The following is a 14,746-nucleotide window of genomic DNA, read 5'->3' on the forward strand; positions in this document are numbered from 1 at the left end:
AATTTTTAAACAATAAACAAGGGAAAATGAACAACTACGAATTGATGGTGATTTTTACCCCGGTGTTGTCTGAAGAGGAATTCAAAGCCGCTCAGAAAAAATTTGCTGCTATTGTTACTGACAATGGTGGTGAAGTATTGCACACCAATCCATGGGGACTAAAATCGCTGGCCTATCCCATTGCCAAAAAGACTACTGGTCTTTACTGGGTAATGGAGTATAAAGCGCCAACCGACTTCAATGAAAAGTTGAAAACTCAACTTTTACGTGACGAATCAGTGATGCGTCACATGTATACTGTACTCGATAAATACGCCGTCGATTACAACACCAAAAAGAGAAGTGGCGGAAAATATTCACCAAATGAAAAAGCGGAGGCATAATCATGGCAAAACCAAACGAGATCAAATATCTCACAGCAATCAAAGCTGACAAGCGTCCAAAGAAATATTGCCGCTTTAAAAAGATGGGCATTCATTATATCGATTATAAAGATGCCGATTTTTTGAAAAAATTCCTGAACGAACAAGGTAAATTGTTACCCCGCCGTTTAACCGGAAACTCTTTGAAGTTTCAGCGTAAAGTAAGCGATGCGGTAAAGAAAGCCCGTCAAATGGCTATTCTGCCTTACGTTACAGATTTATTAAAATAATTTTTTCACCACCCTAACCTTTCAATAGGGAAAGTCTTATCTGCCAGTCAACGATCGGCAGGGATTGGGTAAAAATGCAAACAACATGCAGGTAATATTAATACAGGATGTAAACAACCTTGGCAGTGCCAACGAACTGGTTACCGTAAAAAATGGTTACGGACGTAACTTTTTAATTCCTTCCAAACTGGCAATCGAGGCTAGCCCAAGTAACCTGAAACAAAGGGAAGAAAAAGTTAAACAGCAAGCGAAGAAAGAAGCTAAATTATTAGCTGAATTGAACATCGTTATTGCAGCTTTAACCAGCGGACCATTGAAAATTGGTGCTAAAACAGGTACAACCGGTAAAATTTTCGGTAGTGTAACTTCCGTTCAGATTGCACGTGCAATCAAAGAACAAAAAGGGTACGAAATTGACCGCCGTCGTATCACCATCCTTGATGAAGTAAAAGAATTAGGCACGTTTAAAGCAAAAATTGATTTTGGTAACGGTAACGAAACTGAAGTTGAATTTGAAGTAACTGCTGAATAAAATACAAGTCAATGAAATAAAAATCCGCCTGGTTTTACCGGGCGGATTTTTTTGTCCGGCATCTTAATAATTATATTCCTTTGTTGTCATTTTCTTTATACGCTTTGGCGCTACAACCTTAGAGAATGCTCTTCCCAATCCTACCGTAAAAGGTTACCTTTATAGAACATCTCCAGTCTTCCTTTTAGCATTACCGGTACGATAATATTTGCATCCATCTAAACACCAACACGGTCATGATAAACAGATTTTTGCTCTTTATATTTAGCCTTTCATTTGTAAGTATTGCTTTCACTGATTGTAATAATACGTCCAGTAAAACTCCCTCCCTTGGTAAAGATACCGTTCCAAAAGTATCTCCAACCGGAATGGGCATCCAGGGAAGCTTCAGCAATCAAACGAAAATTACCTTCGACAGCAGCATCATTAAAAAGTTTGTTGATAGCTTTCCCAAATTCAGGTCCTTTCAGAAAGATATCACTGCCTTTTATAAAAGCAGGAATTACGCTTATGCCTGGTATGATGACAGCGGTATGATAGAACCGGCACACAACTTATACAACCGCATCGTCAACATCAGGGATGAAGGAATGCCCGGGGAAGTACCCTACAAAGCAGCATTTATTGGCCTGATGGAAACGGAAGAAGGCGCAATAAAAATTGCCCCTGTGACAGAACTGATGCTAACCTCACAATACCTGGCCTATGCAAAAAAAGTATGGCAGGGTATAAGCGAAAAACAATCACTTTCAACAGAATGGTTACTGCCCCGAAAAAAGTTAACTACGCAGCAATTACTCGATTCATTGGTAAACGGAGCCGGCATATTGCAAAAAGACCCTGTATACCGGCAGTATCATCTGCTGAAAGATTATCTAAAAAAATACAACCAGTTAAATGCGCAGGGACCACTAACGGTAATTAAGGGTGATAAAAAAGTTTACAAATTAATGGACTCTTCTGCAACTGTTGGGGCCATACGGCAAAGACTTTACCTGTTGGGAGACGTGCCTGCAAATAATCAATCCAACATATTTGATTCGGCTCTGCTGCAGGGTGTAAAAAATTTTGAACACAGGCTTGGTTACAAAGAAGACGGACTTGTAAACACAGCGCTGCTGGCTGAAATGAATTACCCGCTGGATAAACGAATCGAACAGCTCATCGTCAATATGGAGCGCAGCCGTTGGGTTCCGGTAACATTGATCAACAATTACCTTGTGATTAATATTCCTGAATACAAATTGCATGTATACGAAAATGACAGTATCGCCTTCAGCATGAATGTGGTGGTGGGTAAAGATGAACATAAAACGGTTATTTTTAACGGGGAGTTAAAATACATTGTTTTTAGTCCTTACTGGAATATTCCGGCAAGCATATTAAAAAATGAAACCTTGCCTGCCATGAGAAAAAACCCCAATTACCTTGCAGAGCACAATATGGAATGGAACGGAGGCAATGTACGCCAGAAGCCAGGGCCGGATAATTCACTGGGTCTGGTGAAATTTTTATTCCCTAATACCCACAGCATTTACCTGCATGACACACCCGCGAAATCTTTGTTTAATGAAGATAAAAGGGCTTTTAGTCACGGATGCATACGCCTCGCAGAACCAAAAAAACTGGCGGAATATCTTTTGAGAAATGATAGTGCCTGGAATGAACGAAAAATAACCGAGGCTATGAATAAAGGTGTGGAACAATATGTAACATTGAAAAAGACCCTGCCGGTATTTATCGCCTATTTTACTGCCTGGGTGGACAGGCAGGGCAAACTTAATTTTAGAAATGATGTGTATAAAAGAGACGCCCGTTTGGCTAAAATGATGCTCGAAAGCCCTGGAATATGATTTTTTTTGAAAATTATTGTTTTTTTAAATAAATAGTTACATTTGTATTGCATTAATGGTTTTAGTATTTCGTCGTTAGCTGATAGATGTCTTTTTCGAAGTCCGTTTTCAGTTCATTGTACCCACTAAGGCATTAAAGTTTTTATTTAATTTTAAAAAGTTTTTACAATGAACATTTACGTAGGAAACCTCAGTTGGACGATGACTGATGAAGATCTAAGCAGTCTCTTCTCACAATTTGGTACAGTTACAAGTGCCAAAATCTTAAAAGACAAAATGAACGGCCGCAGCAAAGGATTTGGTTTTGTTGAAATGGACGACGCAGAAGCTGCTAAAACAGCTATTGCCAGTTTAAACGAAAGCGAAGTACAAGGCCGTAAATTAATTGTAAACGAATCACAACCACGTACGGAAGGTGAAGGCGGTTACAAAAAACGCAGCTTCGGCAGTGGTGGTAGTGGCGGCGGTGGCGGCTACAAGAAAAGTGGCGGCGGCGGTTATGGCGGCGGCGGCGGAAGAAGTGGCGGCAGCGGTGGTTATGGCGGCGGCGGCAACAGAAGCGGCGGCGGTGGCGGTTACAACAGAGATTATTGATTAACTCATTTACCGATAAAAAAAATCCTTCACTTTTTGTGAGGGATTTTTTTATGCACTTATGTTTTACAATCCTTTCAAATGATATCTCCGGAACTAATAACTGCGCAAACAAAAAAATGGATCACCAGTGTGGTGATAGCCTGCAATTTCTGCCCGTTTGCTGCTAAGGAAATGAAACACAACAGCGTGCATTACCAGGTAGAAGCGAGCGGAATTAATAGCGAATGCCTGGAAGTATTTTTAAGGGAATGTAAACGATTGGATGAAGATGATACCATTGTAACAACACTGCTTATTTTTCCAAATGGCTTTAGCCAGTTCGATGATTTTCTTGACCTGGTGAGCGAAGCCGAAGACCTGCTTGAGTCGAATGGCTATGAAGGTGTTTACCAGGTAGCTAGTTTTCACCCGCAATATATTTTTGGAGAAGCACCTGTAAAAGATGCGGCCAATTATACCAACCGGTCACTATATCCGATGCTGCATTTATTAAGAGAAGCCCAAATTGAAGAGGCACTGGAGCGTTACCCCGATCCTGAAAATATTCCGGATAACAATATTCATTTTGCAAGGGAAAAGGGTGTGCAATACATGCAAATGTTAAGAGATACCTGCTTATAAAATCACCGCTGTTTCAACCAACCGGTTACACTCATCCTGGATTTATGGGCGAGTAAAACTTCATGTTCCATTTCAGCGCTTTTAAAGAAAACAGCTTTTTGAGCAGTGGGCAAAATACTCTGTGCAGTATCATTTTGATAAATCATCAGTTGCCCGCCATCAGCCACTTTCCAGTCGTTATTTAAATAGCAAATCAGCGAGTACTTTCTTTTATTGTCTGTTTTAAACTGGTCTTTATGCCGTTTATAGGCGCAGCCCTCCTCATAGATGGCGTAATGAAATTCGTAGTCATTGATACCTGTATAACATGTTTTGTTGAGGTGATCAATAAAATCTTCCACCTTTTCCAGGAATTCCTGTTCGTTGATATTATTGTTCTTTTTATCCAGCCAGCTGATTTTATCGCCCCGCATTTGCTGCGTGGCATCCGCTACAGTTTCATTGCCGATACCGGCATACTTCATTTGCTTATCATCCTGCAACTGCTGGATATTTTGCTGCAGGCTGGAAGACAGTGCGGTTGATAAAAAATGATCGGCAATACCTACATTGGTATCAATAAAACTATTGATCAGTTCTTCAAATTGCTGTTGCATTTTTTTGTTTGAGGCGAACAAGGTAGGCTTTATTTAATACAAATATTAAAGCGTATCCGATTTACAACGGTGGGTATTTGCGTTACTAATCAATTCAATTAATTTGGAATGATCTATAACTGTATTATTTTGTAATTTCTGTAATCACTTTTCCTACACAACCGCTGGGCATTTGTATCTGCAGTAATGCCGCCAAAGTTGCAGCAATATCTGTCATATGGATCTCCCGATTGGTTTTTCCCGGCTGAATATTCCATCCAAAAAATAATAAGGGAATATGAGCATCATAGGGGTTCCATAAACCATGTGTAGTGCCCTTGCTGCCTCCGTCAAAATAACCGGGTTTAAAAGTAAACTGTATATCGCCGCTTCTTTTTGGATTATAGCCGTTAGCCATCATTTCTTTTTGCGGCTCCGGTATTGCAGCCAATGCCAGCTTGCTGATCTCAAATACGTTTACGATATAAGGCTTTTGTTGCAAGGTTTTTATAACCATGTTTACAATGGCAGCTTTATCTTTTCCCTGCTTTTCTATTTCTGCGAAATTTAAATACACCTGGTAATTTTGTACAGATAACACTGCGTTTTTTAAACCCAGGGTTGTTTCAATAGCCGTATTTATTTCTTTGGCGATTTCCGCATCGCTTACTGCACCACCGGGGATGTTATGCTCAGCTAAAAAGGCCGGTATATGTGCGGCGCCATGATCGGCTGTTAAAAAAACAAGGTAATTTCCTTTGCCGGCCTTCTGATCAAGATAATCCAGGAAGCTGGCGATATCCTTATCCAGCCGCAAATAGGTATCTTCTGCTTCAACAGAATTTGGACCGAATGTATGCCCGACATAATCTGTTGAGGAAATACTGACAGTCAAAAAATCCGGAACCGCATTGTTTCCTAATTTCTCATTTTCAATTGCCAGTTTTGCAAAATCAAAAGTAAAAGTGTTGGCAAAAGGTGTGGTGCGGAAAGAGTTGTATTTGCCCGTTGTGATAGCAGATAATTTGTGCGGAAACGTAACTGTTGTCTCGCCTGGAATTGCATTTTCATATGGCTCATTATCCGGAGTGCTTAAATCATACTGATCAATTGGCAACAGTGTATTCCAGTCCTTAGCCATATATGTTCCGGCAAAGTCTTTCGCATTGAAATTATTTACCCAGTCCGGCACCTGTTTCATATAATAGGTGCTGCTGATCCATTTACCACCTTTATCATCATACCAGTAGGCCGCATTGGCACTGTGTCCTGCAGGCAAAATAGCGCCGCGATCTTTAAGTGCTATACCAATTACTTTGCTTTTAAAATTGTTGCTTAATCTTAGTTCATCTGTAATAGTTGTTGTCCACAAATTTTCAGGGCTCATTTTGCCGGCATCATCTGGCGCATTACCCACCGTGGTTACAGTTGAATCGTCCGTACAGTAAACATTTACATTGCGGGATTTATCATACCAGTTATTACCAACAATGCCGTGCACAGCAGGCACACTACCGGTATAAATGCAGGTATGGCCCGGTGCTGTATAGGTTGGCGTATAAGGTATGAGCGTATTGTCACAGCTAAAGCCTTCGCCCATGAGCCGTTTGAAACCATTGGCAGAATACAGTTGATTAAAACGATACAAATAATCCCACCGCATCTGGTCGATCACGATACCAACTATTAGTTTAGGTTTGGCTGACTGCTGTTGCGGCGCTAAAGGTTTAGCTGGCACTTTTTTCCCAGGTTGTGCTGCCCCGCCAGCACCCATAATTAATAATAAACAAACAACAATCAACGATTTTTGGCCCATGCGAGTATTTTTTTCAAAGATAGTAGAAGCAGGCCAATGCGATTGGCGCCGTTGTTCTGTTAAGCTGGTTTATTTGATGGCAAAAGCCTTAAATTTGCAGCCGGTTAGCCAATTTGAGATAATACTGTTTCGGATTGAACGCCAATGATGCCCATTGGTATATAGCACAAGAGGGCGACGCAAGGATGTTGCTATAAAAAAGTGAAGCCAGGACGAAAACCTTTAAAACTACCGCAATAGTATGGCAGATGTTTTTGAAAAATTAGTAAAAGATGGCGGCCCGATCGGCCAGCATATGGACAGGGCGCATGGTTATTTTGCCTTCCCGAAATTAGAAGGCGAACTGGGACCAAGAATGCAGTTCAGGGGAAAAGAGATGATTGTGTGGAGTTTGAATAATTACCTCGGCCTGGTAAATCACCCGGAAGTAAGAAAGGTTGATGCGGAAGCTGCTGTAAAATATGGTATGGGAAACCCCATGGGTGCCCGTATGATGAGTGGCAATACTGATATGCACGATGCATTGGAAAAAGTGATCAGCCAGTTTGTAAAAAGAGAAGATACCATGCTGCTGAACTTCGGTTACCAGGGCATTATGAGTTGCATTGATGCATTGGTAAACCGCCGTGATGTAATTGTGTATGATGCAGAGGCACATGCCTGTATTGTAGACGGGGTAAGGCTGCACATGGGACACCGCTACGCTTTTAAACACAACGATATTGAGGATTGCGAAAAGCAACTGCAACGTGCTACCGAGCTGGCTGCCAAACAGGGTGGCGGTATACTGGTAATTACAGAAGGTGTATTTGGTATGGATGGAGAACAGGGCATTTTAAAAGAAATTGTTGCATTAAAAGAAAAATACGAATTCAGAATTTTGATTGATGATGCACATGGCTTTGGCTACATGGGCCCAACAGGGGCCGGTGCAGATGAAGCACAGGGTTGCCAGGATGGCATTGATTTGTATTTTTCGTCCATGGTGAAAAGTTTAGGTAGCCTCGGCGGATTTATCTGCGGCCCTAAAGCTGTAATAAAATATTTGCGTTACAATGTGCGCTCACAAATATTTGCAAAGAGTGTTCCGTTATTAGTTGTGGAAGGTATGCTGAAGCGGATGGATATGATAAAGACCATGCCCGAACTGCGAGAAAAGTTATGGTACAACGTAAACCGTTTACAAAGCGGGTTGAAGGAAAGAGGTTTTGATATTGGTGATACCAACAGTCCCGTTACACCGATTTACATGAAAGGTGATGTGCCTGAAGCCACGCAAATGGTAATGGACCTCCGGGAGAATTATCATATATTTTGTTCAATTGTTGTTTACCCGGTTATACCAAAAGGTGATATTATTTACCGCCTGATACCTACCGCCGTTCACACCGATGAAGACATTGAAAAAACACTGGATGCATTTGAAGCCACCAAGAAAAAACTGGATGCCGGTAAATATAAGGCCGTAGATATTCCGGATATGGCAGAGAAAGCATCAGCCTAACATTACAAAGCAGGTTTACTATAATTTGATATTTTCAATACTTTTTGATTTAATTTGATTGATTGAAACTTCCCATTTTGTACTGAGCTCCGAACAACGTTTTTAACTTTTATCATAGTCATTTAATCAATCAATCATGTATCAGAAAGTAGCAAATGTACAGCAGGACAATAAAACCCTGTGGATGGGAGTCGTTATAGTAACCGTATTGGAAGTGGCATTCTGGTTGCTTTTTTACTGGATACACCTGAAGATAAGAGCCTAACTATTTACCAAATTTTACGGAGCGATATAATTAAACTTATGCGACGGCATCATTGGTTAAAGAATGATGCCTTTACTTTTTTTTAAAAAATTATCACCTGCTTAATAAATCATTTTTTGTGCCTTTCTTTATCTTCTTTTGAAGAAGAAGATAAAGAGCTGATTCTATTTTCTTTTACCGGCGATAATTTTGTAACGGCAACCCTTTGCGATTTATAAATACCCGAATGTCCGCTAAAATAGTAGGCAGTGAAACAGGCCACGGCGTAGTATATTATATTTTCAGATCCAAACAATTCTATACCCATTAAAGTGCAGGCGAGTGGTGTATTGGTAGCACCTGCAAATACGGCAATAAAGCCAAGGCCGGCCATTAGATCAACAGGTGCACCGCTGATGGTTGCGAGCATGTTACCCAGCGTTGCGCCAATAAAAAATAGCGGTGTTACTTCGCCACCTTTAAAGCCCATGCCCAGTGTTATGGCCGTCAATAATAATTTCCAGAACCAACTCAGATAGCCTGCTCCGCCTACTTTGAAAGCATTGACAATACTGATGCCATCCGGTTTCGGATTGGTAACGCCTAAACCCAGGTAATCAAAAGTGCCAAGCAGGTAACTTATTCCAACAACAAGTACGGCACCTACAACCGGTACCAGTAAAGGGTTTGTAATAAACTGCCTGCTTTTATTTTTTATAGCATGGGATAGTGAAGCAAAGCCAAATCCCGCAAAGCCAAACAGAACTCCCGCAATAATTACCTTACCTAATAAAAAAAGATCGAATGAAATATGGGGGAAAAAAGAATCACTAGTGCTTTTGAAGGCGATGGTATATTGCGTGTGCTGAATGCCGCAGGATACACAGGTAATATGTGCGACGATGCCTGCAATTAAACAGGGAATCAATGCGTCATATTTGATGCGGCCGATGTACAATACTTCCAGTGCAAATACAGCACCTGCTACCGGTGTACCAAACACGGCTGCAAAGCCGGCAGACATACCGCACATCAGGAGAATCTGTTTATCGTATACCGATAATTTAAACCAGTCAGCAAACTGCGAAGCCATGCTGCCACCCATTTGTACAGCGGTGCCCTCGCGGCCGGCGGAGCCGCCGAATAAATGCGTAATGATGGTAGTGAATAAAATCAGCGGCGTCATGCGGAAAGGAACACCGCCGCCCGGCTCATGTATTTCATCAATAATTAAATTGTTACCTGCATGACTGTTTTTGCCAAACCTGTTGTAAAGCCAGATAATTAAAATACCTGCAAATGGCAATAAAAAAATAAGCCACAGGTGTTGCCAGCGTAAAACGGTAACAATATCCAGCAGCCATAAAAAGAAAGCTACCAGTAAACCAATTGATATAGAAACGGGGAGAATAATAAGTGTCCAGCGAAGTAATTGTTTGGCAATGTGTAATTGCGTCGCTGCATATTTTGTTGTATTCATCCTACAAATAGTTTTCGGGAAATAAAATAATTACCATTTGCAGGCGCCATCAGTCTTTGTTGAAATAAGACGGTTAAGTAGGAAGACACCATTTCCTTAATAGATCCAAAATTAAGATTTGATTTTAAATCAGGCTTATTTTTTTTGAATGAGTGGGCATCCAACAGTCCGAAACATCTTTGCTTAACATATTTTTATCGCCAAATTCTCATAGCTTTATCAAAAATTTTTATTGATGAACCGGATTGTTTTTTACCTTCTTATACTGCTTGTTGGCAACACTGCCAAAGCTCAGGCACCAAGTATGCAAATGACCGCAAGGCAAACCGGCCTGCCATCATTCAGTATCACCAGAGTGCCCGACAGCAGCAGGTTTGAGAAGGCCAACCTGCAAAAAAACAAAGCGGTAATTATGATGGTGTTCAGCCCCGACTGCGAGCATTGCCAGCAAAAGATTAAAGAAATTATGGCCAATATCAAATTGTTCAAAAATGTACAAATTGTAATGGTTTCTAACCTCGGCTATAGCTATGTAAAGAGATTTTACCAGGAGTTTAATGTAGCCAGGTATCCCAATATTACCATGGGTATGGATTATCGCTATATGTTAGGCAATTTCTTTACGATTCCCGGTTTGCCTGCGATGTTTTTGTACAATAAAAACGGGCAATTTGTAAAAGCTTTTGACAGGAATGTGCCGGTACAAAAAATTGCGGCGACTCTATAAAGTATTCCCATAACATAAGCCCTCAGCTTTCGGGCATCTGTTTAATTTTAAAATTTAATTTGTCATTTTAAAGTTTTAATGTGGTTGACTCGTCAATCATATAGAACATGCGCTTATTTATCAATTGAAAATAATTACCTGATGTTTTTATTCGCAGCTATTGTATTTGTGTTTATCAGTGCCGCATATCTTTTTTTACAACAACCAAAATTTGGCAGACGGCCTGCAGGCGAACGCCTGGAGAAAATAAAAAAATCTCCCAACTACCGAGACGGGCAATTTCAAAACATAAGCTTCACGCCAGACCTTACGGATGGTGCCAACTTTTTTACTGTATTGAAAGAATTCTTTTTTGATAGAAGCAAAAGAAGCAAACCTGCTGCCACCCTTCCTTCTAAGAAAATGGATTTATTAAATCTTTCACCGGATGAAAATATATTGGTATGGTTTGGTCACTCCTCTTATTTTATGCAGTTAGATGGAAAAACGATCCTGGTAGATCCTGTTTTAAGTGGCAGCGCCTCACCTATCCGTTTCACTACCACCAGCTTTAAAGGATCTGATGTATATGCACCCGCTGACTTTCCGGAGATTGATTACTTATTTATAACGCATGATCACTGGGACCATCTCGATTACGACACCGTAATAAAATTGAAACCAAAAATTAAAAAAATTATTACTGGTCTGGGTACTGGTGAGCACCTGCAACGCTGGGGATTTAAAGACGATATTATTATAGAAAAAGATTGGAATGAATTCATTGACCTGGAAAATGGATTTACGATAAACACCACGCCAGGCAGACATTTTAGTGGCAGGGGTATGAAAAGAAACCATGCCATCTGGATGAGCTTTGTACTAACAACTCCTACGCTTAAAATATTCATTGGCGGAGATTCGGGTTACGACAGTCATTTTAAAACCATTGGCGATAATTTTGGCCCGTTTGATTTGGCTATACTGGAATGCGGTCAGTATAACCGCTATTGGAAACATATACATATGATGCCGGAAGAAGTAGTACAGGCAGCTATTGATTTAAAAACAAAAACATTGCTGCCTGTCCACTGGGCCAAATTTGCATTGTCTTTACATGCGTGGGATGAACCTATAAAAAGAGTAACTGCCGAAGCTGCCAAAAGAAATGTGCCTTTGGTTACTGCCTTCATAGGTGAACCTGTTAACCTCGGAAATCTTTTACCTGCAGCAACCGATTGGTGGGAAAATATTGATTAAATGAAAGCGCCAGACTGCGTTTGTTACCACAAAGATTCCACTTGCCGGTTAAGTTCCTGCTTTTGATTTGTAAAACCATTGCTTCCCCCTATCCTGTTTTTGCCTACTTTAGCTGAGCAAAAAAATTACACCATTTTACAAGTCAACTATATGAAAAAAACGATCGCTCTTTTTGCATGTCTCATTTTTATTGCGACGGCATTTGCCAATATAACCCTGCCCAAAATATTTGGTGATAATATGGTGTTACAACGCAACAAGCCCATCAACGTTTGGGGATTTGCTGCTACCGGCGAAAAAGTAACTGTATCATTTAACGGACGAACAAAAAGCACCAAAGCTGGTAAAGATGGCAAGTGGCTGGTTACACTAGCGGCTGAAAAAGAAGGCGGCCCGTTTGAACTGTCAGTGAAAGGGAAAAATCAGCTGACTATAAAAAATATTTTAGTCGGTGAAGTATGGATATGCAGCGGGCAAAGTAATATGGAAATGCCCATAGAAGGTTGGGGTAAAATAAATAATTACCAGCAGGAAATCAACGATGCAAACTATCCACAAATACGGCAGTTCAAAGTACCCAATACGGTAAGTACTACATTAAAAGACGATGTGGCCGGTGGCGACTGGAAGGTATGCCGCCCGGCCACGGCAGGCGATTTTTCTGCTACTGCCTATTTTTTCGCAAGACAATTATACACTCAGTTAAAAGTACCAGTTGGGTTGATCAATACTTCCTGGGGTGGTACCATGTCAGAAGCCTGGACAAGCGAAGCTGCATTTGCAAAAAGCGCAGAATTAAAATATGTGGCCGATGCAATGAAAGGCAGTGATATTGAAACAATGCTGAAGCAACGTGGTGAAAACATGCGGAAAGCGATTCAAAAAGCACAGGGTAATTTTGAAAACAATGCGAATACAACTGACTGGAAAAATACAGCGTTTGATGACAGCAAATGGCCATCCATGAAATTACCGGGCTTATGGGAAACACAGGGACTGCCAGACGTTGACGGTACCGTATGGTTTAGAAAAACCATTACAATTTCAGACGCGGATGCCGGCAAGGCGGCAACGCTAAATCTGGCGATGATTGATGACAATGATGAAACCTTTGTGAATGGTATAAAAGTTGGTAGTACCCAGGCTTACAATGCGGTGCGCAAGTATGTAATTGCAGCCGGTATTTTAAAAGCCGGTAAAAACACCATTGCAGTGAAAGTAGGTGATACCGGCGGCGGAGGAGGAATTTATGGGGCCGCAGGAGATTTGTCTTTAACTATTGACAATAAACCCATGCCACTCGCTGGTGATTGGTTATTCCAGGTAGCGGCTGTGTCGCAGGCTGCAACTTCAGTTGGCCCGAACGATTATCCCAGCATGTTATTCAACGCCATGTTGTATCCGCTTGTGCAATATGGTATTGCGGGAGCAATCTGGTACCAGGGTGAAACCAACGCCGGGCGTGCTTACCAGTACCGCACCGCATTTCCATTAATGATCACCGATTGGCGGGAACATTTCAAACAGGGTAATTTCCCGTTTTTGTTTGTTCAATTGTCAACCTTCGGTTCCGCTGAAGCTAACAGTACAAAGGGCAGTAACTGGGCAGAGTTAAGAGAGGCACAGTCGATGACGCTTAGTCTACCGCACACCGGCATGGCAGTTACAACTGACATTGGCAACCCTGCTGATATACATCCAAAAAATAAACAGGATGTTGGCAAACGGCTGGCGAGTATTGCGCTGCATGATATTTACCAGCAATCAGGCGAAAGCACTGGCCCAATATTTCAGTCTATGAAAACAGATGGAGGGAAGGCGACACTTTCGTTTACCCATACCGGCAGCGGTTTATTGGTAAAAGATAAATACGGGTATCTGAAAGGATTTGAAATTGCCGGGGCTGACAAACATTTTAAATATGCCAAAGCCGTTATTGAAGGCGATAAAGTTATCGTATCTGCTGATGGAATTATAGAACCGCTGGCAGTTCGGTATAACTGGGCCGATGATGCATCAGAAGGTAACTTGTTTAATAATGAACAATTCCCAGCTGCGCCTTTCCGTACAGACAGCTGGGAAGGTATTACGGTCAAAAATAAGTATGCCATTGGCTTATAAAAATATTTCAGGAGGAATCGGCCAGTGTTTCAGCATATACAAAAAAATAAAGCTCCCGACAAGGAGCTTTATTTTTTTGTATAAACTATTTATTATCCAACCAAAGTAATAACCGACTATAATGAAGGAAGGTTGTAATGCTATGAGCCCATTTTAATCCCTTCAAAGCCATAATTAAACACGTCATTGGTCGACCTTTCTTTTTCCGCTATCAGTGTATATCCCATAGATGGAAGAAGTAATTTATAGCAGTCTTTTATAACAGCAACGGTATCAGACTGAATCGTGTTGTTGCGATGATACTCTCTTACTGCCTCAATTCGACCAGTTAATTCAACCCTTGTTTTGCTAAGGCTAATATTGGAAAACTGGGTAGTAAAAGACCGTATCGTTTCAATCTCATCTTCTTTAAACATTACAGGGCTTCCTAACCAGTACACAAAATTGATTACACAATCAATATTCCTGATAGTGTTCATTTCAGTCTCTGTAGCAAAGACAAATACGTAGGAGGAAAACAAAGGTTCGAAAGAAATTCTCATCTTACTCCGCTCAGTTTTTTCAATTCTGTTAAGCGGGCAAAAATTTTCAATCTTCTTTTTAGATAATGTTGCAGCTAATTTTTTTTCGCGCTGAGGTTTAGTGCATACCAGGTACCATTTTTTGTCCATCTGTAGTTTTTTTGAATTAAAAAAAATCAGATTTAAAATAGGTGGATGTGTACGGCTTTATAAATGGATACTTAATTGCAGACAACAGGATAACCTGTTTGTTTATGAAGCAAA

Annotated in this window: 15 protein-coding genes and 1 riboswitch; of the genes, 11 read left to right on the forward strand and 4 right to left on the reverse strand. The window is 40.8% G+C overall.

Going from position 1 to position 14,746, the window contains the following annotated elements:
- Positions 1–26: 26 nt before the first annotated feature.
- The 6 genes from rpsF to JWR61_RS24380 all read left to right on the forward strand — a co-directional run bounded on the left by rpsF (position 27) and on the right by JWR61_RS24380 (position 4,255).
- Positions 27–383, forward strand: a complete 357-nt coding sequence (gene rpsF, locus JWR61_RS24355) for a 30S ribosomal protein S6 (protein WP_301930282.1) — start codon at positions 27–29, stop codon at positions 381–383.
- Between the two features lie 2 nt (positions 384–385).
- Complete coding sequence (rpsR, locus tag JWR61_RS24360) at positions 386–652, forward strand: 30S ribosomal protein S18 (protein WP_290335891.1); 267 nt, start codon at positions 386–388, stop codon at positions 650–652.
- 85 nt (positions 653–737) lie between these two features.
- On the forward strand, positions 738–1,184 hold the full coding sequence (gene rplI, locus JWR61_RS24365) for a 50S ribosomal protein L9 (protein ID WP_301930283.1): 447 nt from the start codon (positions 738–740) through the stop codon (positions 1,182–1,184).
- Between the two features lie 236 nt (positions 1,185–1,420).
- The gene (locus JWR61_RS24370) at positions 1,421–3,037 is read left to right on the forward strand and encodes a murein L,D-transpeptidase (RefSeq protein ID WP_301930284.1); all 1,617 of its coding nucleotides are present in this window, start codon (positions 1,421–1,423) and stop codon (positions 3,035–3,037) included.
- A 168-nt stretch (positions 3,038–3,205) separates the two neighbouring features.
- Positions 3,206–3,631 carry an RNA-binding protein gene (locus JWR61_RS24375; protein WP_301930285.1) on the forward strand — a complete coding sequence of 142 codons (426 nt, stop codon included), beginning with the start codon at positions 3,206–3,208 and terminating at the stop codon, positions 3,629–3,631.
- Between the two features lie 81 nt (positions 3,632–3,712).
- Complete coding sequence (locus tag JWR61_RS24380; RefSeq protein WP_301930286.1) at positions 3,713–4,255, forward strand: DUF1415 domain-containing protein; 543 nt, start codon at positions 3,713–3,715, stop codon at positions 4,253–4,255.
- A 2-nt stretch (positions 4,256–4,257) separates the two neighbouring features.
- Here JWR61_RS24380 and JWR61_RS24385 read toward each other — a convergent pair whose 3' ends face one another.
- Together JWR61_RS24385 and pafA are read right to left on the reverse strand one after the other, a co-directional pair.
- Entirely contained in the window at positions 4,258–4,851 is a 594-nt protein-coding gene (locus JWR61_RS24385; RefSeq protein WP_301930287.1) for a 2OG-Fe(II) oxygenase, read from the reverse strand.
- A 124-nt stretch (positions 4,852–4,975) separates the two neighbouring features.
- The gene (gene pafA, locus JWR61_RS24390; RefSeq protein WP_301930288.1) at positions 4,976–6,646 is read right to left on the reverse strand and encodes an alkaline phosphatase PafA; all 1,671 of its coding nucleotides are present in this window, start codon (positions 6,644–6,646) and stop codon (positions 4,976–4,978) included.
- 241 nt (positions 6,647–6,887) lie between these two features.
- On the opposite strand from pafA, the gene JWR61_RS24395 reads away from it, so the two are divergent.
- Complete coding sequence (locus JWR61_RS24395; protein ID WP_301930289.1) at positions 6,888–8,150, forward strand: aminotransferase class I/II-fold pyridoxal phosphate-dependent enzyme; 1,263 nt, start codon at positions 6,888–6,890, stop codon at positions 8,148–8,150.
- 136 nt (positions 8,151–8,286) lie between these two features.
- Positions 8,287–8,415, forward strand: coding sequence for a hypothetical protein (locus tag JWR61_RS24400; protein ID WP_301930290.1), 129 nt, complete (start codon positions 8,287–8,289; stop codon positions 8,413–8,415).
- 109 nt (positions 8,416–8,524) lie between these two features.
- Here JWR61_RS24400 and JWR61_RS24405 read toward each other — a convergent pair whose 3' ends face one another.
- A complete protein-coding gene (locus JWR61_RS24405) occupies positions 8,525–9,874 on the reverse strand; it encodes a voltage-gated chloride channel family protein (RefSeq protein ID WP_301930291.1) in 1,350 nt (449 codons plus the stop codon).
- 33 nt (positions 9,875–9,907) lie between these two features.
- A riboswitch (Fluoride riboswitch) is annotated at positions 9,908–9,979 on the reverse strand.
- Positions 9,980–10,109: 130 nt separating this feature from the next.
- Between JWR61_RS24405 and JWR61_RS24410 the strand changes: the two genes are divergently transcribed.
- From JWR61_RS24410 to JWR61_RS24420, 3 genes are all read left to right on the forward strand, one after another.
- A complete protein-coding gene (locus JWR61_RS24410; RefSeq protein ID WP_301930292.1) occupies positions 10,110–10,601 on the forward strand; it encodes a thioredoxin-like domain-containing protein in 492 nt (163 codons plus the stop codon).
- A 141-nt stretch (positions 10,602–10,742) separates the two neighbouring features.
- Complete coding sequence (locus JWR61_RS24415) at positions 10,743–11,840, forward strand: MBL fold metallo-hydrolase (protein WP_301930293.1); 1,098 nt, start codon at positions 10,743–10,745, stop codon at positions 11,838–11,840.
- A 150-nt stretch (positions 11,841–11,990) separates the two neighbouring features.
- Complete coding sequence (locus JWR61_RS24420; protein ID WP_301930294.1) at positions 11,991–13,961, forward strand: sialate O-acetylesterase; 1,971 nt, start codon at positions 11,991–11,993, stop codon at positions 13,959–13,961.
- 140 nt (positions 13,962–14,101) lie between these two features.
- Here JWR61_RS24420 and JWR61_RS24425 read toward each other — a convergent pair whose 3' ends face one another.
- Positions 14,102–14,632 carry a UpxY family transcription antiterminator gene (locus JWR61_RS24425; protein WP_301930295.1) on the reverse strand — a complete coding sequence of 177 codons (531 nt, stop codon included), beginning with the start codon at positions 14,630–14,632 and terminating at the stop codon, positions 14,102–14,104.
- Between the last annotated feature and the right edge of the window lie 114 nt (positions 14,633–14,746).

Source organism: Ferruginibacter sp., from assembly GCF_028288465.1.
Lineage (GTDB): Bacteria > Bacteroidota > Bacteroidia > Chitinophagales > Chitinophagaceae > Ferruginibacter.

What these genes read in the sequence shown, in the direction of transcription:
- rpsF (WP_301930282.1), top strand. Translation starts at nt 27, where the DNA reads ATGAACAACTACGAATTGATGGTGATTTTTACCCCGGTGTTGTCTGAA.
- rpsR (WP_290335891.1), top strand. Translation starts at nt 386, where the DNA reads ATGGCAAAACCAAACGAGATCAAATATCTCACAGCAATCAAAGCTGAC.
- rplI (WP_301930283.1), top strand. Translation starts at nt 738, where the DNA reads ATGCAGGTAATATTAATACAGGATGTAAACAACCTTGGCAGTGCCAAC.
- JWR61_RS24370 (WP_301930284.1), top strand. Translation starts at nt 1,421, where the DNA reads ATGATAAACAGATTTTTGCTCTTTATATTTAGCCTTTCATTTGTAAGT.
- JWR61_RS24375 (WP_301930285.1), top strand. Translation starts at nt 3,206, where the DNA reads ATGAACATTTACGTAGGAAACCTCAGTTGGACGATGACTGATGAAGAT.
- JWR61_RS24380 (WP_301930286.1), top strand. Translation starts at nt 3,713, where the DNA reads ATGATATCTCCGGAACTAATAACTGCGCAAACAAAAAAATGGATCACC.
- JWR61_RS24385 (WP_301930287.1), bottom strand. Translation starts at nt 4,851, where the DNA reads ATGCAACAGCAATTTGAAGAACTGATCAATAGTTTTATTGATACCAAT.
- pafA (WP_301930288.1), bottom strand. Translation starts at nt 6,646, where the DNA reads ATGGGCCAAAAATCGTTGATTGTTGTTTGTTTATTATTAATTATGGGT.
- JWR61_RS24395 (WP_301930289.1), top strand. Translation starts at nt 6,888, where the DNA reads ATGGCAGATGTTTTTGAAAAATTAGTAAAAGATGGCGGCCCGATCGGC.
- JWR61_RS24400 (WP_301930290.1), top strand. Translation starts at nt 8,287, where the DNA reads ATGTATCAGAAAGTAGCAAATGTACAGCAGGACAATAAAACCCTGTGG.
- JWR61_RS24405 (WP_301930291.1), bottom strand. Translation starts at nt 9,874, where the DNA reads ATGAATACAACAAAATATGCAGCGACGCAATTACACATTGCCAAACAA.
- JWR61_RS24410 (WP_301930292.1), top strand. Translation starts at nt 10,110, where the DNA reads ATGAACCGGATTGTTTTTTACCTTCTTATACTGCTTGTTGGCAACACT.
- JWR61_RS24415 (WP_301930293.1), top strand. Translation starts at nt 10,743, where the DNA reads ATGTTTTTATTCGCAGCTATTGTATTTGTGTTTATCAGTGCCGCATAT.
- JWR61_RS24420 (WP_301930294.1), top strand. Translation starts at nt 11,991, where the DNA reads ATGAAAAAAACGATCGCTCTTTTTGCATGTCTCATTTTTATTGCGACG.
- JWR61_RS24425 (WP_301930295.1), bottom strand. Translation starts at nt 14,632, where the DNA reads ATGGACAAAAAATGGTACCTGGTATGCACTAAACCTCAGCGCGAAAAA.